The organism is Streptomyces sp. NPDC054765, from assembly GCF_053612065.1.
Map to the genome: position 1 here is coordinate 1 of NZ_JBSHBP010000005.1, position 18,461 is coordinate 18,461.

The window sequence follows — 18,461 nt, forward strand, 5'->3', positions numbered from 1 at the left end:
AGCGAGTATTTCCTGGGGGCAGCCATGGTCGATGTTCCTCTCATGAGAACCATCTGACCCTCTGTCAACATCCTCCGCATCCCGGGGGAACCTCAAAGATCGGTGTGAAGGTGGAGATGTCGAAACCCATGAGGTGGTAGGCGAGCCCGGCCGGGTAGTCCAGGTTGGGGTGAATGCCCTTACGGTGACGCATGGCGTGCCGCAGGGCGGCATGCAAAGTGGCCAGTCGTGTGACGTCAGGATCGGCTGCGTGGGCGACGAGCCGGTCGGTGAACGTCGAGGCGTTGAAGCTGTGTTCGGCGTACAGGATGAGCGAGATCTCGAAGCAGCGGACCACTTCGGGCTCGGGGATCCGGCCGAAGCACATGTGGAAGAAGTTCTCGGCGTAGCCGAGGGACGGGTCGGGCTGGATCGGGGCGAGGCCGCGGCGCCTGCGGTGGTCGGCGGCGACCACGGTCGGCAGTTTCGCCAGGAGGGCGAGGGACTTGGTCCGGTTGGCAGCCGGGCTGTCGTCGTCCTCGCTGGGGTCCTCGGCGCCGAAGAAGCTGACGGCCGTACGCAGGACGTCCATGGGATGGCAGGTCTCCGGCAACCGGGCCAGCAGGTCCCCGGTGGTGCGGCCCAAGGGCCTCAACACGCGTTCACGGGCCCGGAATTCGCTGAGCTGCGCGGCGTCGGGGAGCTCTCCGTGCCAGAGCAGGTAGGCGACTTCCTCGAAGGAGCAGCGGGCGGCGAGGTCCTGGACCGGGTAGCCGCGGTAGGTCAGGGAGTTGGTCTCCTGGATGACGGTCGAGATCTCCGTGGTGTCGACGACGACACCGGCGAGACCGCGGTGGATGTCCGGTGTGACGGGCGGGGCGGTGGTCATGGGGTCCTCCAGCAACGAGGGCGGGCTCCCTCGCGGGGCGCGCCGGGCGAATGGGCGGGGGTCAGGTGCCGGGCGGGAGGGTGAAGTCGAAGACGGCCGAGTCGAAGGCGCTGTAGTCCTCATAGCCCAGGACCTCGTAGAGCCGGGAGCGGGTCTGCATGCGGGGTAGCAGGGACTCCTGGGTGCCCTCGGCGGCCAGCGCCCGCAGCCCGTCCTCGATGGCACCGTTGGCGAGGCGGAACAGGGTGACCGGGTAGAGGGCGATGTTGTACCCGAGGTTCTCCAGGGCGGTGGTGGTCAGCAGCGGGCCCTTGCCGAACTCGGTCATATTGGCGAGGAGTGGCACGTCGAGGGCCTTGCGGAAGGCCGCGAACTCGCCTTCGTCGGCCAGTGCCTCGGGGAAGATTGCGTCGGCTCCGGCGTCGACGTACGCCTTTGCTCTGTTGATCGCCGCATCCAGGCCCTCGACGGCGCGGGCATCGGTGCGGGCCATCAGGAGGAAGCCGTCGTCGCGCCGGGCGTCGGCCGCGGCGCGGACCCGCTGTACCATCTCGTCGCGCGTCACGAGTGTCTTGCCGTCCAGGTGCCCGCAGCGCTTGACGCTGATCTGGTCTTCCAAGTGCAGCCCGGCGAGCCCCGCGTCCTCGAAGAGCTGGACGGTGCGGGCGGCGTTGACGGGCGCGCCGAAGCCGGTGTCGGCGTCGATGAGGACCGGCAGATCGGTGACACGGGTGACCTGCTGGGCCCGCGCGGCGATCTCCGTGGAAGTGGTGAGACCGATGTCGGGCAGACACAGCTCGGCGGCGAGGACGGCGCCGGAGAGGTAGACGGCCTCGAACCCATGCCTCTCGATCAGTTTCGCCGAGTACGGGTTGATCGCCCCCGGCATCCGCAACAGCCGCCCCGAAGCGAGTTGTTCGCGCAGTGTCCGGCGGCGTGCGGCGGGTGTGGTGTGGGTGTGCAGCATCAGAACAGTCCCTTCGGGAGCTGCGTGTCGTACGCGGCGACGGCCGCGGTGTCGGCTGCCGGGAACAGGTCCGCGAGCTCTGGCGTGTCCAGCTCGGCCAGCCGGCCCGCCGCGTCCAGGAACGCGTCCTGCGCGGTCGGCGCGACGATGTCCTCGGTGAGAGTGCGGAACTTGGCTGTGTAGCCGTCGCGGCCGAAGGGCCGGGCGCCGGCTGGATGGGCGTCAGCGACGGCCAGTTCGTCCTCGATGACGGTGCCGTCGTCGAGGGTGATGACGGCCCGGCCGCCGAAGGCGCGTCGCTGTGGGTCGGGGTCGTGGTAGCGGCGGGTCCACTCCGGGGCCTCGACCGTGGAGATCTTCTTCCACAGCTCCACGGTTCTCGGGCGCCGGGCGCGGTCGGGCGCGTAGGAGCGTTCGTGGTGCCAGGTGCCGTCCTCCAGGGCGACGGCGAAGATGTACGGCACGGAGTGGTCGAGGGTTTCGCGGCTGGCGGTGGGGTCGTACTTCTGGGGGTCGTTCGCGCCGGAGCCGATGACGTGGTGGGTGTGGTGGCTGGTGTGCAGCACGATGGATGCCACCCGGTCGAGCGGGCCGGTCTTCTCGCGCAGTCGCCGCGCCAGGTCGATGATCGCCTGTGCCTGGTACTCGGCCGAGTGTTCCTTGGTGTAGGTGTCGAGGATCGCCCGGCGCGCTTCGCCCGGTTCCGGCAGGGAGACGGTGTACGACGCCTGAGGGCCGTCGAGCATCCAGGCGAGGAAGCCGTCCTCCCCTTCGTAGATCGGCGACGGTGCGCCTTCTCCGCGCATCGCCCGGTCGACGGCCTCGGTCGCCGCCTTGCCGGCGAAGGCCGGGGCGAACGCCTTCCAGCTGGAGATCTCGCCCTTGCGGGACTGCCGGGTCGCGGTCGTGGTGTGCACCGCCTGCCCGACGGCCTGGTACACGGTCTCCGTCGGCAGTCGCAGCATCGCCCCGAGGCCGCAGGCGGTGGCGGCGCTCAGGTGTGCCACATGGTCGATGCGGTGGGCGTGCAGGCAGATGCCTTTCACGAGCGCGACGTGGATTTCGTAGGCGGCGATGATGCCGCGCAGCAGATCGGCACCGGAGCGGCCGGTGTGCTGGGCGACGGCGAGCAGCGGCGGGATGTTGTCGCCGGGGTGGGAGTAGTCGGCGGCGAGGTAGGTGTCGTGGAAGTCCAGCTCACGCACCGCCGTGCCGTTGGCCCAGGCGGCCCACTCGGGCGACACGCGCTGCCCCTGATCCGCGCCGAACACCGAGGCGCCCGACGTGGCCGTGTGCGTCATGGCCTGGGCGCGGGCCACGGCGACCGGACGGCGGCGCAGGGAGGCGAGTGCGACCGAGGCGTTGTCGATCACCCGGTTGGCCGCCATGGCCGTGGCTTCCGCGTTCAGCCCGGCGGCCTCCTGGGTTCCGGTGGCGACGGCGGCCAGCTTCCAGGCGAGCTGCTTCTCGCGGGGCAGGCGGTCGGCGCTGGGGTGGACATGTACCTGGTGGTCGATCACGGGACTCCTCGCGGGGTGCGGTTTCGCGAAGACCGCCCTCGCCCGGGGGCCTCGCGCTTTCCGTACCGTTCATTCCCGCCCCCGGCTCCGCTGACGACGGTTCCCCTCTGCGAAATCCGTACGGCTGGGGGCTGCAAAACTGCGAATTTTGCAAAAAATGCGGATGATAGCTTCGCAAGAACGGGGGCCGATCGGGCGCCGAGTGGAGCGGGAGTGAGAAGGAGGCGCCTCACCCATGGCACGGCCTCCCGTACGGAAGATCTACGCGCACGCCGAGCTGCGGAGGCTGCGCACCGAGCGCGACATGAACCAGGTCGAGCCGACCCGTTCGCTCGGTATCTCGACGAGCTTTCTGAACCGGATCGAGCACAGCCGGCGCCCGCTGACCGCACCGGTCCTGCTCCGCATCGCCGAGGTTCTCGGCGTGGACCCCGAGTTCTCACTCCTATGACCGGATCCGGCCCAAAGGGCACGGCTGGCCGACATCCGCGACAACCTGCTGCGGGCCACATCGCCGTTCCCCTACCCCGCCGGTTTCCGCGGTCTGGTCCGCAACGGCAATCCCTTGGCGGCATCGACATCGGGTCACCGCTTGCGACCGCACGACACAGCAGCGGCCGACAGGGGACGTTCTCTTGGCAACATGCGGCTCCACACCGGGAATTGAGCAACGGAGTGCCCCTGCTATGGTGCGCCGATGTCATCGGTCAAGCAGTTCCAAGTCACCTTCGACTGCGCAGAACCTGAGCGCGTCGCTCGTTTCTGGTGCGAGGTATTGGGGTACGTCGTGCCTCCGCCACCGGAGCAGTTCGCCACTTGGGGCGATTTCGACCGCTCCCTGCCTCTTGAGGATCAGGGTTCAAGGTTCGCATGTATTGACCCCTCAGGTGTGGGCCCGCGACTGTTCTTTCAGCGTGTCCCTGAAGGCAAGGTCGTCAAGAATCGGCTGCATCTTGACGTGCGGGTCGGCACCGGACTCGTGGGTGAAGAGCGCCTGGCCGCGCTTGAGGCCGAATGCGTACGACTGGTCGCGCTCGGCGCGGTACGCGTGCGACTACTGGCTGGCGACAACGATTCGTGCATCGTGATGCAGGACATCGAGGGCAACGAGTTCTGTCTCGACTGAGCATCCTCGGAGACGGCGAGGTGGGGAGGTGGGGAGGTAGGGAGCCGTCTCCCTCGCGAGCGTGTCTGCACTCGTGTACGGCGCGGCGTTCGCGCCCCACGGTGGGCGACCGTCGGCCACGCCGCCCCGGCGGACGCCCTGTTCGTGAGCGAGGCTGGTTCCAACGAGGTCCCGATCACGGAATACGTACGGCCCGGCACCGCCCTCTCCCACATGTCCGCTGTCGGCGCGGGCCTCGGATTCGGGCTGCCCGCCGCTGTCGGCGCCCAACTCGGCGCCCCGGACCGTCCGGTGATCGCCCTCATGGGCGACGGGTCGATGCACTACGCGATCACGTCCCTGTGGACCGCGGCCCGCGGCCCGCGGCCCGCGGCCCGCTACAAGATCCCGCTGACGATCGCCGTCGCCTCCAACGAGGAGTACGGCGTCCTCAAGCAGTTCGCCGACATCGAGGGCGCCACCGGCGTCCCCGGGCTGGACCCTGCCCGGGTTGAACATCGTGGCTACCGCCGCGAGTTACGGCATCGACGCTCACGAAGCCAACGACACCGACCAGGTCGCCAAGATGCTCCGCGACGGAGTCGACGACCGGGAACGCCCGACCCTCATCAACGTCCGGACGAACAAGGTCAAGAAGGTCGCCCCCCGCCTGACCTGAGCCCATCTGACTTGAGCCCGCCCAACCCGGCAGAGACGGTCGACGAGTGACCCATCGCACCGTTCCAGCCCCACGCCGAATTTCTCCGCCCGCAGTGCCCCTGGTGACCGGCCGCTGTTTCAGGGGCACCAGGCCGCCATCTTGACGAACACCATGGCGAACAGGCCGTGCCTGCGTGAGGAGCGGTCAGCCTCCCCATCGGATGCCTTGCCCGTGCGGACCTCGGCGGGTTCGCATCGCCAGCACGGCAGTAGAGTGAAACGGTGACCTCTCCGCCGGAAGACCCGACGCGACTGATCAGAGAAGACGACCGCGACACGGCCGTGCAGCGCCTGCAGGAAGCGTACACCGAAGGGCAGATCTCGCACGAGGACTTGGACGAACGCCTCCATCAGGTGCTCACCGCCAAGACGCACAGCGAGCTCGTGTCGGCTCTGGCCTCGCTCCCGGAGGAGAAGGCAGGCACCACGTCCACGATCGCCGCTGCCGGCGGACGCATCCAGCGGCGTGGCGTATGGCGGGTACCGCGGTTCCTCACGGTCGCGTCCGCATTCGGAAGGGTGCACCTGGATCTGTCCCGGGCGGTCATCGAGCATCCGGTGGTCGATATCGAGTTGGCACTCGGCACCGGCAGAGCCAAGATCACGGTGCCTCGCGACGCGATCGTCGACGTCGAGGGTCTGCACACCGGATGGAAGGACTCGGTCCATAAGACCCGGCGGCGCTCCCGCCCCGGCGGGCCGAGGATCCGGATCTCAGGGACCATGGGGTTCGGACGGTTGAAGATCCGCCACGCGCGGCGTTGAGGTTCCCTCCGGCACCAGGACCACCTGTCCGGCGCTTCGTCGTCCCGCTCGACCGCTCATAATGTGACCGCATGGGTACGTCGGGTTCAGTTCAGGCCGTGGCAGCGAGAAGCGTGCACCCCAGCGGTTGATGGACGTCCTGAACCCGTCCGGCACGTATCACGGCTTGATCGTCAACACCTGATCCACCGCGCGTCGCGGGGTCCTGGGTCCCTGCGGGCCGTACCCCAGGCGCAGGATCATATGCACATAGCCGGTGCCGGACTGCGGGTCGCGCAGGATCCATCGCAGGTCCGGCCATTCGACGGGCTGGGTCGCGAAGGAGCCGGCGAGCCCCTGGAGGGTGGCCAGGAGCAGGACACGCTCCAATGCCTGGCCGGCGCGTAGCCAGTCGGCCGGGGTGTCGCCCAGAGTGCTGAGCGATGCCAGTTGGGGGCGCTTCTCGAAGTCCGCGTAGGCGCGGTCGGGCACGGTGCCCCGGCCGGCGAAGTCCCTGACGGGGGTCGAGCCGGTGCGCTTCCGGGGTCCGAAGGCATAGTCCGGGATCCCGTCATCGACGGCCGGCTCGACAGCGGCATCGTGGGTCCAGCGGCGCTGTTCGGCGTCGCGGCCGTCGTCCATCCGGTTGTAGCCCTCTGCATGCATGATCAGGTCCAGCACGGTCTCGCGGTGCGGAGTGGTGAGGAAGCTCAGCTGTGCCCCTTCTCGGGCTGCGGCCTCGGCGAGAGTCGCACGGATGGTTTCCGGGATCTGGCGTTCCGTGAAGGGGGAGCGGCTGGTGTGGCGGTTGCGGATGGCGGGATGGAGGCCGGGGAGGGACTCGTCCAGGTGCTCATGGGGGTCGTCCAGCCGCACGGCGGCCAGCAGCGCCGGGGCGTGCGGGTCAGGGAGGAGGGTCGTTGTGGTGCGATGGCCTGCGTGAGATGCGGCCACTCGCAGATTCAGCAGCGCGGCTCCGCAGCCCAGGTGCAGGCCTCGGGTCGTGGGGTCGGCGTGCGGCATTGCGCGCTCGAGGTCGGCGGCGAGGGTGAACGTACGGCTGTCGCGGGTGTAGCTGAAGTGCCAGGGCTGGGCGTTGTGCATGGACGGCGCGGTGACGGCGTCGGCGACGAGGGTCTTCACCAGCGTGTCGTCGAGGATCTGGGTGAACACCGGGGCCTCCTGGACGGGGCGGACGGTGGGATCGGTGGCTTCTTCAGTGTGGTGGGGCGGCTCCGGTCGCGTCAGGGGCCGTAGGTCCCTTGCCGCAGGCCACTCGGACCTTCCGGGCCTGCCGGCCGGCCGATGGGGCCGAGTGGCTCATGCCGGGAACGCCCCTGCTCCGGCCACGCTGAAGAAGTGGGGGCAATGCCTCGTCCGCCACGGTGAAAGGAGCCGGAGATGGAGCACCGCACGATAGATGAGCTCATGACGAGGCAGGTCGTGAGTGTGCAGCTCGATACCCCGTTCAAGGACATCGCGCAGATCCTCGCCGACAAAGCGGTGAGTGCCGTCCCGGTACTCGACAGCCTCGGCAGGCCGGCCGGGATCGTCTCGGAGGCCGACCTGCTGCGGAAGGCGGCTGACCGGTCCGATCTCTCCGGCAGGACGCCGTTGCCCCACCTCGAGGCGTGGGAACGGGCCCGGGCCGAGGGCCGCACCGCCTGCGAGCTCATGTCCGCTCCGGCGGTCTGTGCTCATCCGGAATGGACCGTGGTGGAGGCGGCACGGCTGATGGAGGTGCAGAACGTGAAACGTCTGCCCGTGGTCGATGAGACGGAGACGCTGCTGGGCATCGTCAGCCGCAGCGATCTGCTGCGCGTCTTCCTCCGCCAAGACAAGGCGATCCAGGAGGAGATCGCGCGGGAGGTCATCGGGCGCACCGCACGCCTCGGCGCAGCAGGCGTGACCGCCGACGTCGTCCAGGGGCAGGTGGCACTGCACGGCTCCGTGGACGAGCCTCTCCTCACCCCGGTTCTTGTGCGCATGTGCGCCGGCGTCGATGGCGTCGTCTCGGTCTCCGAAGACCTGAAGCCGGCCATGGCCGTCGGCTCGGCCAGAGGGAGCGGAGCACACTCATGACGGACCGCATCACGGTCGGACCGGACGGCTCTCTCCCGTCCCTGTCCGCGGCGCTGTGGGCGGCGTGGGAGGCGGAGCCGGGCCAAGGTGCGACTGCGGGCTTCTGCACGACGGGATCCCGCCCCGGAGCCCACCGGTGTACCTGCCTCGGCCGCTTGCCGAACCGCGGCCGGACCACCGCTGCCCCGGCTCGACGAAGGGATGTGTAGGCGATGACGGACACGGAGCCCGACCCCGGCTCGGAGCCGGTCCGACCCCACAGTGACCTTGGGCGGCGTGCCGCGCTGCGCCGGCAACAGTTGGGGCTGACCCGCGAGGAAGTCGCGGCCCGCGCCGCTGCCTCGCCCGGGTTTCTCCAGTATGTGGAGGAGAGCGCTGCCGAACCGGGCATCGGCTTCATGCTGCGCCTGGCCAGTGCGTTGGATACCACAGTGGCTGAGTTGGTGGGAGGGACGACTGAGCTACCGGCCGGCTTCGGTCAGGCCGCCGCACATCCCGAGGTACTGGTTCTCAGCCCTGAGGAGTGCCGCGAGAGGCTCTCCACGCACGGCGTCGGCAGAGTAGCGGTGACCGTCGATGACGCGCCCGCGGTGTTCCCTGTGAACTACACCGTGGCCGACGAGTTGATCGCCTACCGCACCGCCCCGGAAGCCGGACCGGCCGCGGCGGCCGGCCACGAGGTCGCGCTGGAGGTCGATCACATCGACGACGCATTCAGCCAGGGCTGGAGCGTCCTGGTGGTGGGGCACGCCCACGTGGTCACCAACTCCTGTGAATCACGGCGGCTCGAGGAACATGCGCACACCGCCCCCTGGGTGGGCGACGGACGTCACCAGTGGATCGCCATCCGTCCGATGCGGATCACCGGCCGACGAATTCGCGTCATGGGCGCCCCTGCGCCAGGGAGGGCAACGTCGTGATGGGCAGGAGACAGGTCGCAGGCGCGCAATTCACCGTCCTGGTGCCCGGCCACGCTCATCCGCATCGTCCTCCGGGTGAGGCCGCTCGGGCGGCTCGGCCGGTGCGCACCACGAGAGATGTCGCCCTGCCGATGCGCACGGTGGGGGGAGGCCGAGGCCGTCCGGTGATACATCCAGGCTGTTCAGAGGCCGGCGGACAGCAGGTGCCGGACGACGAGAGGCGGGAAGGCGGTGGGCCGAGGGGCCCCGAGCGGTTCGGCGCGTTGGCTCGGCCCGGAATGTGCATGACGAACCGGGTGAGCGGCACTTCAGCGCGCCAGGTGGCCTCCCGGTAGGACCGCTCGGCCCATTGGTTTGCTCCTGGGCTGCGGCAATGCTGGACCGAGGAAGCTTGTATCCGTAGCCCTGGCTGCGTGGAGGTTGTCATGGGCGGGTCTGTTGTCGTAGGGCTGGACGGCACCGGCAACAGCGTGCCGGCTGTGCGCTGGGGTGCCGAGGAAGCGGCGGCCCGGGGCCTCCCGCTCCGCCTTCTGCATTCCTGGATCTCGCAGCCCCTGAACATCCCCATCGCCCGGGAGGACGCGGCCAGGAAGCGTTATGGAGCCGAGGTGCTCGCATCAGGCGAAGCCATGGCTCTCCAGCTGCATCCGGACATCTCGGTGACGACCGAGCAGGTCTCGGAGCAAGCGGTCGACGCGTTGGTGGACCGCAGTGGGCAGGCCACGGTGATGGTGCTCGGATCGCGCGGGCACGGTGCGATAGCCGGGTCCCTGCTCGGTTCGGTCAGCCTGCACGTTCTCGGGCGCGCGGAGTGCCCGGTGATCACCGTGCGCGAGGAGGAGGCCATCGCCTATGGGAGGCCCGAAGTCGTGGTCGGCGTCCAGGAGCCCGGGACGCGGGGTGAGGCGGTACTGGATTTCGCGTTTGCTGCCGCCGATGCCCACCACACGTGCGTGCGCGCCGTACGGGCGTGGGAGCCGCTGGATGCCGGGGGTTACGTGCCCACCGCCCCCGCCCGCCCGGCGGAGGAAGATCAGTCCGCAATCGGCGAGGAGAAGAAGCTGGCCGGTATCCTGGCGCCCTGGCGAGCGAAGTTCCCCGGTGTCGACGTGGTCGAACACGTGCAGCGGGGCAGAGTCGCACCGGTACTACTGGGGGCATGCTCACAGGCGAGTCTGCTGGTCGTCGGGCGTCGAATGCAGCGCACCCCGATGCTTCTCGGTCCCATCGTGTTCGCCGTTCTGCATCACTCCTTCTGCCCGGTCGCGGTCGTCCCGCGTATCTGAGTCTCACCGCTACAGCGGGCCGGCCACCCCCGCCCGGAACGGGAACGGTGACGACCACGGGGCGTGGCGCAGCGCTCCCTGGCCCACCGGGCCCAGGAGCAGGCCGGCGAATCCGGGTAGGCCGGGTGGTGGGGCCCCACCGGTCCTGGTGGGCCCTGAGTTCCTCAGTCGCGAGCGATGGTCAGATCGAGGAAGTGTGTGGAGCAGGAGATGCACGGATCGTGGTTGCGGATCACGCGTTCACACAGAGCGGTCAGCTCCGTGTCGGAGGGGTGTGGCGCGGCACCGAGGCGCTGCTGCGCCGTACAGCGCAGGTCCTGCTCGATCGCGGCCTGGTTCTGGGCGGTCGGTGGGACGAGGGTGGCGTCGGTGATGGTTCCGTCGGCATCGAGGCTGTAGCGGTGGTAGAGAAGCCCGCGGGGGGCCTCCGTCGCGCCATGGCCGGTGCCGGCCCGCGCGAGCACGTCGAGATACGGACGTGGTGGGGGCTCGTAGGCATCGATGAGGCGCAGCGCCTCGCCGACCGCGTACAGGACCTCGACGGCCCGGACGACGATGCTGCGGAACGGGTTGCGGCACACCGCTCCCTCGCGTGGGTCGCCGAGCCCGGCCTCCTGTGCGGCCCGCAGCACGTCGGGGGGCAGCCAGCGGCCGCTGACGGCGTAGCGGGCGAGTGTCCCCGTGAGGTGGCGGTTCCCATCGAGCAGGGAGTGCAAAGCGGTGGAGTGCGGCACCTGTGTCTCGATGACGTGGTCGGGGAAGGTGTGCAACGGGAAGGAACGGGTGGGGAGCGCACGGTCGCTGTCCGCGGGCAGTCCTGCGGTGCTCGGAGCGGCCATCGCGGTGGGAGTCCCGGAGGCGATGGCGTAGACGCCCGGTTCGGCGAGCGCGAGAAGTGCGGTGTCGATCCCGGCGTCGGGGAAGTCGAAGCCGGCGACCCAGCGTACGGTCGCCTCGGCGTCGTCCCGGGCACGCTTGAGCCGTTCCGCCAGGGGCCGTAGTTCCGACCTGGCCGGTACGCGGTGGAAGCCGCCGAGACGTACGTTGACGGGATGGATCGCGCGGCCGCCGAGCAGCTCCATGAGGGCATTACCGGTCTGCTTGAGCGCGAAGCCCCGCTCGACCTGGGTGCGATGGGTGCGCGCGAGGTCGATGACGCTGTCGGCGCCGAGGAAATCGGGGGCGTGCAGCAGGTAGATGTGCAGGGTCTGGCTCTCGATCCACTCGCCGCAGTAGAGCAGCCGGCGCAGCGCGGCCAGCTGGCCGTCCACGACGATGCCGCAGGCGTCCTCGATCGCACGGCAGGCGCTCATCTGGTAGGCGACCGGGCAGATGCCGCACACCCGGGAGGTGATGTCGGGCGGCTCGGTGTGGGCACGTCCGCGCAGGAACGCCTCGAAGAACCGCGGGGGTTCATAGATCTTCAGCCGGGCCTCCGCGACCTCGCCGTCGTGGAGGCGCAGATGCAGCGCGCCCTCGCCTTCGACCCGGGCGAGGGAGGCCACCCGCAGGACCTTCGATGCGCGGTGGGTCACCCGGGCAGTTCCTTCCGTACGGCCGCCTCGAACTCCGGCGCAGCGGTGTTGAACGTCCGCAGCACCCGCACCACGTCCAGGGTTTCCATGCCGTCGCGGCGCAACAGCGGGATGAAAGAGGGGAAGTTGGCCGAGTTCGCCGGGCCGAAGCAGCCGTAGCAGCCGCGGTCGTACGCCGGGCACAGCGCGCCGCACCCTGCGTGGGTGACCGGGCCCAGGCAGGGGGTGCCGTGCGCAACGGTCACGCATACGGTGCCGCGCCGCTTGCACTCGAAGCACACGCTGTGCGCGGGAACATCGGGCGTACGGCCGGCGAGGTAGGCGGTGATGACCTCGACGAGCTGACCTCGGTCGATGGGGCAGCCGCGCAGTTCGAAGTCGACGGGGACGTGGGCGCTGATGGGGGTGGAGGTGGCGAGGGTGTCGATGTAGTCCGGACGGGCGTAGACCGCGGCCTGGAACTCGGCGACATCGGCGTAGTTGCGCAGCGCCTGGACCCCGCCCGCGGTGGCGCAGGCGCCGATGGTGACCAGGCGGCGGGAGGCGGCGCGGATCCGCTGGATCCGCTCGGCGTCCTGGGAGGTCGTGACCGAGCCCTCGACCAGCGACAGGTCGAACGGTCCCGGGCCGGGCCCGCTGGACGCCTCCAGGAAGTGGGTGATCTCCACCTGCTCGGTGATGCCGAGGAGTTCGTCCTCGCAGTCGAGCAGGGTGAGCTGGCAGCCGTCGCAGGAGGCGAATTTCCACACGGCCAGCCGCGGACGCGGGTCGGGGACGGCGGCCATGTCACAGCTCCCGTACGGCGAGGAGGGCTTCGGCTTGGGTCCAGGCGACAACCGGCCCGTCCCGGCACAGCAGCAACGGGCCGAGCTGGCAGTGGCCGCAGTGACCGGTCCCGCAGTGCATGGTGCGCTCCAGGGAGATCCGGATCCGGTCCGAAGCGAGCCCGCGGTGGACGAGGTCGCGGGCGGTGGCCCGGATCATGACCTCGGGCCCGCAGAGGAAGGCCGCCGCCCCGGCCGGGTCGAACCGGGCCCGGTCGAGGAGGGCGGTCACCACGCCGACGTCCCCCTGCCAGCTGTCGTCGGGGCGGTCGACGGTGACCTGGACACGGGCGCCGGCCGCCCGCCACCGGTCGATGTCCCGCACACAGACCAGATCGCCGGGGGTACGGGCCCCGATGAGGATGTTCAGCTGCCCGTACCGTTGGGGCGTGGCGAGCGCGTCGTGGATCAGCGGCCGCAGCGGCGCCAGGCCGAGGCCGCCGGCCACGATCACCAGGTCACACCCGGCCACGGCCGGCAGGTCCCAGCTGGTGCCGAGCGGCCCGCGTACGCCGACCGTCTCGCCGGGTTGCAGGCCGTGCAAGGCGCCGGAGACCGCCCCGACCGCGCGGACCGTGTGAGTCAGCCGGCTCCCGGCGACACCGCTCAGCGACAGCGGGATGTCGCCGACGCCGAAGGCGTACACCATCGCGAACTGCCCGGGGGCGAAGGGCGGCAGGGCCGACATCACGGGTTCGAGGACGATCTCGGCGGTATCGGAAGTCTCTTCCCTCCGCTCGATCACCCGGTAGGGCAACGGGGCCGGGGCGGGTTCCGCGGCCGTCACGGCGCTTCGCCTCCGGCCGCGGCGGTCCTGCTGCCGGGTGGGCCGTACAGGTCCAGAAGGCGGGTACGGGCAGCCCGCAGCCGTCGGCCGATCGCCGCGGCTGCGACACACCGGGTGACCGCCAGGCCGAAGGCGGTGTCCTCGTCGATCGCGGCGCGGACCCGCTGCGCGTCGAACTCGTACGCCTCCACGTCACCTCTGGTCCGTGCGCCCAGGTGCCAGCGGTAGGGCTCGAACAGCCAGGACCAGCCCAGCAGTTCCCCCTCTCCGAGGGTCTCGACGACGGTCGCGCCGCGGCCCGGCTCGTGCACGTCGAGGACGACGAGCCCGGTGCGGATGATCCAGAACCGGTCGGCCGCGCCGCCCTCCTCGAAAAGACGAACGCCGGCCGGCAGGGAGACATCACGCGCGAAACCGAGCAGCCGGTCACGGTGTTCGGGCGGCAGAGCGCTGAGGATTCTGCGTCCTCCCGCCGTCATGAGGACGCTTCGCGCTGCGCCGTTCCTGCCGCGCGCTCCGCGTTGAGGGCGTGGGCCTCGTCGGTGATGTCGATGCCCACCGGGCACCAGACGATGCACCTGCCGCAGCCGACGCAGCCCGAGCTGCCGAACTGGTCGTACCAGGTGCCGAGTTTGTGCGTGGCCCACTGCCGGTAGCGGCTGTGGCCGGATGCACGCACCGGTCCGCCCGGCAGATGGGAGAACTCCAGGTCGAAGCAGGATTCCCAGCGGCGCCACCGCTCGGCGTGGTCCCCGCTCAGGTCGGTGACGTCCTCGGCTGTGGTGCAGAAGCAGGTCGGGCACACCATGGTGCAGTTGCCGCAGGTGAGGCAACGCGAGGCGACATCGTTCCAGCGGTCGGCCTGCAACGTGTCACGCATCAGCATCTGCAGGTCCACCACTGGCATGCTGCGGCCCATACGGTCGGCCGCCTCGGCGACCCGTTCCCGGGCCGTCGACTCGGTCTCCCTGTCGGCGGGCCGATGCGGGAGCTCAGCCAGCACCGATGTGCCTTCGTCACTGCCGGCCCGTACCCAGAACCGGTGGTCACCGTCTTCGACCACCTCGGTCAGCGCCAGGTCGTAGCCCCGATCCGCCGCGGGCCCGGTGCCCATGGACGTACAGAAGCAGGTGGCGCCCGGATCGGTGCACTCCGCTGCCACCAGGAAGGCCCGGTCCCGGCGAGCGCGGTAGCGGCTGTCGGTGTGCGGGCCGCCGGCCAGCACCCGGTCCTGTACGGCGATGGCCCGCAGATCGCAAGGGCGCACCCCGAGGAAGGCGTACGACGACGGCGGTGTGTCGTCCTCGGTCATCACCAGCGCGCCGTCAGCCCCGCGGTCGGCGGTCCACTGCCGCTCTCGCTGCGGGTGCAAAAACGTCTTCCAGGACTGCGGTCCCGCGCTGTGCGCGAACGCCGCACCGTCCTCGCGCGGGCGCAGCCGGTAGTGGCCGGCCTCCAGCTCCACGCCCCAGCCGTACGGCAACTCGTCGCCGCCGGCGATCTCGGCCAGCACGATCGCGCCGTCGCGCACGGTCGGTCCGATGACCGTCCGACCACGTGCGGCGAGGACGCGGATCAGCGCATCCAGCCCGTCCGTGCCGATCACTGCGGTGGTCTCCTTGCCCGTCATCGCCCGCCTTCCGGCACGGATCGTGTCAGCGCCGCCAGTATGTGCCGTACGCGTCCTCAAATACGGGCCGACGATCCCCGCGCTGCCCCATACGGCCCTCTCGGTCCCCCGGACGGGTCGGGCGGGGCGAGCATCGCTACCCGGTGCTCGCCGGGCAGTGGCGGGGAAGGCATCGCCTCATGGACGATTCTGCCGCCGCCGCGCGGATCGCCGTCATCGGTGTCGGAAACGACTACCGGCACGACGACGGCGTCGGCTGGGCGGTCGTGGCCCGCCTCGCACAACGGGGGAAGCAGCGGCCGCTTCCCCGCGGTGTCACGCTCACGTGTACCGATGGCGATCCCACCCGGCTGATCAGCGCATGGGAGGGAGCCCACCTGGCCGTCGTCGTGGACGCCGCTTTCCACCACCCGGCCCCCCGGCCCGGCCGCGTGCACCGCCTCCGGCTCGATGGCGATCTGCCGCAGACACGCCCAGGCGAAACCGGCTCGCACGGCTTCACGCTGGGCGACGCCGTCCAGCTCGCCCGCACACTGGGCCGCCTGCCTGGAGAGTTGCTCGTCTACGCCGTCGAAGCAGCCGACACCGGTCTCGGTACCGGGCTGTCGCCGCAGGTCGCGGCAGTGGTCGGACCGCTCGTCCGGCGGATCGAGGAGGATCTCGTGCGACACGTGCACTGAGGCAGAAGGCAGAAGGCAGGAGGCGGGAGACGGGAGACGGGAGACGGGCTATGACCAGGACCGGAAACCGGAAGCAGCCGACCACTCGGACAGGGTGAGGGCGCTGAGCGGCCGGCCGGGCGGCCGATCCGGGCCCGCCACTGCCTGGTCGTGCCCTCAGTCGTGGGGGACCACAGCCACGGGGCAGGTCACGTGGTGGATCGCGGCGTGCGCAACAGGGCCCACACGTGGCGCAAAGGGTGGATGGTGCCGCCTGCGGCCGACCACCAGGAATTCAGCCCCCGGGACTGTCTGCACCATGGCCCGGGTCGGGTTCTCCGGCAGCACGGTCAGCTGTACCGGCACCTCGGGGAAGCGCTCTCGCCAGGGGCGTAGGCTCTCTCGCAGCTCGCTGTCCGCTTCCTTGGTGACTTCCTCCGCGACATCGGGGTCGACCCCCCAGGGAGCGTAGGCGTGCACAGGGAGCGCACGCCCGTGCACAGCCTGCAGGGGAAGTCCGCGGCTCGCCGCCGCGTCGAACGCGAAGGCGAGCAGGGGTTCGCACGGCCCGTTCAGGCTCACGCCGACGACGATCCGCGGCTCGGGCCGAGGGGCGAGGTCCGCGAATTCCGGCGGTGGTGGATTCGCGCTCCAGCCCCCTCGGACGAGCACGACCGGCCCTTCGGCCCGGCCGACGACGTCCAGGCTGACATCACCGAGCACATAGCTCTCCCACGCCGTGAGAGCCCGTGACCCGAGCACGAGCATCCGCGATTCGCCCGCCGCGCGCAGCAGCGCCGGCTCGGCCTCAGATCCCACCAGATCCTCGATGACCGGCAGATGGGGATGGCGTGCGCGGACTTCGTCCAGAGCCCGGTCCACGATCTGCCGGGCCCCGGCGTTCCGGTCGCGGTCGGGCGGAGTATCCGGTGCCTCGGCGGCCGGCAATATCCAGGCGTGGAGAAGACGCAGCACTGAATTCCGCCGGTCCGCTTCGTCAGCTGCCCACTGTGCGGCTGCCAGACTCTCCAGTGAACCGTCGAGCCCCACAGTGATCAATTCCGGCTCCATGGCTGTCCTTCTTTCGGGGTGGTGAAAGGAAACAGACCTGCATCCCCGGAACGGAGCCGGCGTTCTCCCGTGCCCCGCCCAACCGTGATCGTGGTGGAGTCGGCCGCCTTTCCCTCCCGGGGTACCCCTACGGTCAGGATGCCGACGGTGCCCTCCGCGGTCGCCTTGTCGCATGGCACTTTGGCCGGCAGCCACACAGCGCGAGCAGAGGCACTGTCGTGGAATTCAGATTTCCGCTCGTTTTCCGCGCGTTCTGCACACTCGGCCCGAATGGTGAGGACATCACCCATCATTGCTCCTCATCGGTATTACCGGTCAGGCCGAGTGCGCACCCGCCCATATACCGAGCCTGCTGGACTGTCCGTCCTCCCATCAATGAGCCGATGGGCGCTGCCGAAGGGCCGAACGGCCCACTGTTCCCCTGCCTTCGCCACCTCACGATCCGGGGCGGCCGAGAGGTAACGCTCATCCGGTGCGAGCCGGATGATGCCGCACCGTGGTGCCGTCGAACTGCCGGGTGACCCGCAGGCCGAGGTCTGCGAAGACCTTGTGGATGAGGTGGATGAGGTGGTTGTCGGCGAGTACGTCGCTCCCACGATGGGGCGTGACGCGCCTGGCGTACGAGGGCCGTCCGGTGCTGTCCGCAGGAACCGACAGGTCCTGCCGCACACCTGCCCCGTCGCCCCGGACCACCTCAGAATTGTGGCCCCACCACCGGCGGTCCCGCCCCGGCAGGAGTGGGGCCCGTGGCATCGAACGCCACGTCCACGACACCCTCGACCGCCCGCACCAGGCGGGCCGCAACGGGGAGGAGCGAGGTGTTGCGGACCGTGCCGTGGAGGGTGACCACGCCGTCGGTGACGGTGACCTCCAGGTCCTTCGAGGAGTCGCCGAACAGCCGGCAGATGATCTCCGTACGCACTTCCTCTGCCAGGTCCTCGTCGGAGCGCAGAAAGACTTTCAGCAGGTCGGAGCGGCTGACGATGCCCTGCAGCAGCCCCTCGCTGTCGACCACGGGAAGCCGTTTCACCGCCTTGTGCGCCATCGTCCGCGCCGCTTGGGCGATGGTGTCGTCGGCATGCACCGTCAGAGCGGGCGTGCTCATCAGCTCTCCCGCCGTCAGTGCACCGGCCTTGCGCACATCGTCCAGCCGTCGCAGCTGCGCCATACGACTTGGCTCGGACTCCCGGAATTCTTCCTTCGGCAGCAGGTCGGCTTCGGAGACGACGCCGATCACCCGGCCCTCTCCCGCAAGCACGGGCAGAGCGCTGACCTTCCACTGCTCCATGGTCTCGACGATCTCCTTGAACGGCGCTTCCTGCCCGACCGCGACCACGGTCTGGGTCATCACATCGCTGACGGTGTGCGGAGTGTGTTCCATGACGCCTCCCGGGGACGGGCCGCTGTCGCACGGCGGATGCGGCATCTCCAGCCTGCTGTCGTGCGTCCGTGCCGGGCAGGGGCCGTCCGGCCCCGAACACCGCCGGTCAGCCGGTCCCGGGCATGCCGCGCAGTCGCCCCGCCGCGGCCGCCCGCGACGTTGCACACCGGCCTTCTGTTGGGCCGGTCGGCCCGTGAAAAGTCCCTGCGGCCCCTCGTCCGAACTGTCCACGCCGAGCAGCGCGTGAAGCGAACGACGCCTTCGCTCTCACTGGAGATACACCATGACGCGCCCCGTGACTGTCGGTGTGGACGGATCGCCTGCGGGTCTCGCCGCCGCGGACCGGGGCGCCCGGGAGGCAC

18 protein-coding genes and 3 pseudogenes are annotated in these 18,461 nt (G+C 70.0%); 9 read left to right on the forward strand and 12 right to left on the reverse strand.

From position 1 onward, the window contains the following. Positions 1–94: 94 nt before the first annotated feature. The 3 genes and pseudogenes from ACWGJY_RS05045 to ACWGJY_RS05055 form a co-directional block, all read right to left on the reverse strand. Positions 95–868, reverse strand: a pseudogene (locus ACWGJY_RS05045) (citrate/2-methylcitrate synthase); the annotation flags it as partial. Positions 869–929: 61 nt separating this feature from the next. After that, a complete protein-coding gene (gene prpB / locus ACWGJY_RS05050) occupies positions 930–1,835 on the reverse strand; it encodes a methylisocitrate lyase (protein ID WP_453259399.1) in 906 nt (301 codons plus the stop codon). Continuing rightward, complete coding sequence (locus ACWGJY_RS05055; protein ID WP_453259400.1) at positions 1,835–3,355, reverse strand: MmgE/PrpD family protein; 1,521 nt, start codon at positions 3,353–3,355, stop codon at positions 1,835–1,837. The genes prpB and ACWGJY_RS05055 overlap by 1 nt, the downstream gene beginning before the upstream one ends. 235 nt (positions 3,356–3,590) lie before the next feature. On the opposite strand from ACWGJY_RS05055, the pseudogene ACWGJY_RS05060 reads away from it, so the two are divergent. The 5 genes and pseudogenes from ACWGJY_RS05060 to ACWGJY_RS05080 form a co-directional block, all read left to right on the forward strand. Next, a pseudogene (locus tag ACWGJY_RS05060) lies at positions 3,591–3,794 on the forward strand (helix-turn-helix domain-containing protein); the annotation flags it as partial. A 258-nt stretch (positions 3,795–4,052) separates the two neighbouring features. Then, entirely contained in the window at positions 4,053–4,481 is a 429-nt protein-coding gene (locus ACWGJY_RS05065; protein WP_453259401.1) for a VOC family protein, read from the forward strand. Between the two features lie 144 nt (positions 4,482–4,625). Beyond that, positions 4,626–4,925 (forward strand): annotated as a pseudogene (locus tag ACWGJY_RS05070) (thiamine pyrophosphate-dependent enzyme); the annotation flags it as partial. 46 nt (positions 4,926–4,971) lie between these two features. Further along, positions 4,972–5,139, forward strand: a complete 168-nt coding sequence (locus tag ACWGJY_RS05075) for a hypothetical protein (RefSeq protein WP_453259550.1) — start codon at positions 4,972–4,974, stop codon at positions 5,137–5,139. Positions 5,140–5,402: 263 nt separating this feature from the next. Next, on the forward strand, positions 5,403–5,945 hold the full coding sequence (locus tag ACWGJY_RS05080) for a DUF1707 SHOCT-like domain-containing protein (protein WP_453259402.1): 543 nt from the start codon (positions 5,403–5,405) through the stop codon (positions 5,943–5,945). Positions 5,946–6,104: 159 nt separating this feature from the next. On the opposite strand, the gene ACWGJY_RS05085 is transcribed toward ACWGJY_RS05080, so the two are convergent. After that, on the reverse strand, positions 6,105–7,097 hold the full coding sequence (locus ACWGJY_RS05085) for an Acg family FMN-binding oxidoreductase (protein ID WP_453259403.1): 993 nt from the start codon (positions 7,095–7,097) through the stop codon (positions 6,105–6,107). A gap of 228 nt (positions 7,098–7,325) precedes the next feature. Between ACWGJY_RS05085 and ACWGJY_RS05090 the strand changes: the two genes are divergently transcribed. The 3 genes from ACWGJY_RS05090 to ACWGJY_RS05100 all read left to right on the forward strand — a co-directional run bounded on the left by ACWGJY_RS05090 (position 7,326) and on the right by ACWGJY_RS05100 (position 10,212). Next, positions 7,326–8,006, forward strand: a complete 681-nt coding sequence (locus ACWGJY_RS05090; protein ID WP_453259404.1) for a CBS domain-containing protein — start codon at positions 7,326–7,328, stop codon at positions 8,004–8,006. A 212-nt stretch (positions 8,007–8,218) separates the two neighbouring features. Beyond that, on the forward strand, positions 8,219–8,926 hold the full coding sequence (locus tag ACWGJY_RS05095) for a helix-turn-helix domain-containing protein (RefSeq protein ID WP_453259405.1): 708 nt from the start codon (positions 8,219–8,221) through the stop codon (positions 8,924–8,926). 425 nt (positions 8,927–9,351) lie between these two features. After that, positions 9,352–10,212 carry a universal stress protein gene (locus ACWGJY_RS05100; protein ID WP_453259406.1) on the forward strand — a complete coding sequence of 287 codons (861 nt, stop codon included), beginning with the start codon at positions 9,352–9,354 and terminating at the stop codon, positions 10,210–10,212. Between the two features lie 164 nt (positions 10,213–10,376). Here ACWGJY_RS05100 and ACWGJY_RS05105 read toward each other — a convergent pair whose 3' ends face one another. The 5 genes from ACWGJY_RS05105 to ACWGJY_RS05125 are packed head-to-tail and all read right to left on the reverse strand — an operon-like array spanning position 10,377 to position 14,988. Further along, on the reverse strand, positions 10,377–11,747 hold the full coding sequence (locus tag ACWGJY_RS05105; RefSeq protein WP_453259407.1) for a Ni/Fe hydrogenase subunit alpha: 1,371 nt from the start codon (positions 11,745–11,747) through the stop codon (positions 10,377–10,379). Continuing rightward, positions 11,744–12,532 carry an NADH-quinone oxidoreductase subunit B family protein gene (locus tag ACWGJY_RS05110; protein ID WP_453259408.1) on the reverse strand — a complete coding sequence of 263 codons (789 nt, stop codon included), beginning with the start codon at positions 12,530–12,532 and terminating at the stop codon, positions 11,744–11,746. Before ACWGJY_RS05110 ends, ACWGJY_RS05105 begins: the two co-directional genes overlap by 4 nt. 1 nt (position 12,533) lies before the next feature. Beyond that, positions 12,534–13,358: an FAD/NAD(P)-binding protein gene (locus ACWGJY_RS05115; protein ID WP_453259409.1), complete on the reverse strand. Its 825-nt coding sequence runs from the start codon at positions 13,356–13,358 to the stop codon at positions 12,534–12,536. Next, positions 13,355–13,837 carry a cyclic nucleotide-binding domain-containing protein gene (locus ACWGJY_RS05120; RefSeq protein WP_453259410.1) on the reverse strand — a complete coding sequence of 161 codons (483 nt, stop codon included), beginning with the start codon at positions 13,835–13,837 and terminating at the stop codon, positions 13,355–13,357. Before ACWGJY_RS05120 ends, ACWGJY_RS05115 begins: the two co-directional genes overlap by 4 nt. Beyond that, on the reverse strand, positions 13,834–14,988 hold the full coding sequence (locus ACWGJY_RS05125) for a 4Fe-4S dicluster domain-containing protein (RefSeq protein ID WP_453259411.1): 1,155 nt from the start codon (positions 14,986–14,988) through the stop codon (positions 13,834–13,836). The genes ACWGJY_RS05120 and ACWGJY_RS05125 overlap by 4 nt, the downstream gene beginning before the upstream one ends. Positions 14,989–15,167: 179 nt before the next feature. On the opposite strand from ACWGJY_RS05125, the gene ACWGJY_RS05130 reads away from it, so the two are divergent. Beyond that, positions 15,168–15,668, forward strand: coding sequence for a hydrogenase maturation protease (locus tag ACWGJY_RS05130; protein WP_453259412.1), 501 nt, complete (start codon positions 15,168–15,170; stop codon positions 15,666–15,668). A 156-nt stretch (positions 15,669–15,824) separates the two neighbouring features. Here ACWGJY_RS05130 and ACWGJY_RS05135 read toward each other — a convergent pair whose 3' ends face one another. The 3 genes from ACWGJY_RS05135 to ACWGJY_RS05145 form a co-directional block, all read right to left on the reverse strand. Next, positions 15,825–16,718: a universal stress protein gene (locus ACWGJY_RS05135; RefSeq protein WP_453259413.1), complete on the reverse strand. Its 894-nt coding sequence runs from the start codon at positions 16,716–16,718 to the stop codon at positions 15,825–15,827. 465 nt (positions 16,719–17,183) lie between these two features. After that, positions 17,184–17,411, reverse strand: coding sequence for a hypothetical protein (locus ACWGJY_RS05140; protein WP_453259414.1), 228 nt, complete (start codon positions 17,409–17,411; stop codon positions 17,184–17,186). A gap of 1 nt (position 17,412) precedes the next feature. Further along, entirely contained in the window at positions 17,413–18,099 is a 687-nt protein-coding gene (locus tag ACWGJY_RS05145) for a CBS domain-containing protein (RefSeq protein WP_453259415.1), read from the reverse strand. Between the last annotated feature and the right edge of the window lie 362 nt (positions 18,100–18,461).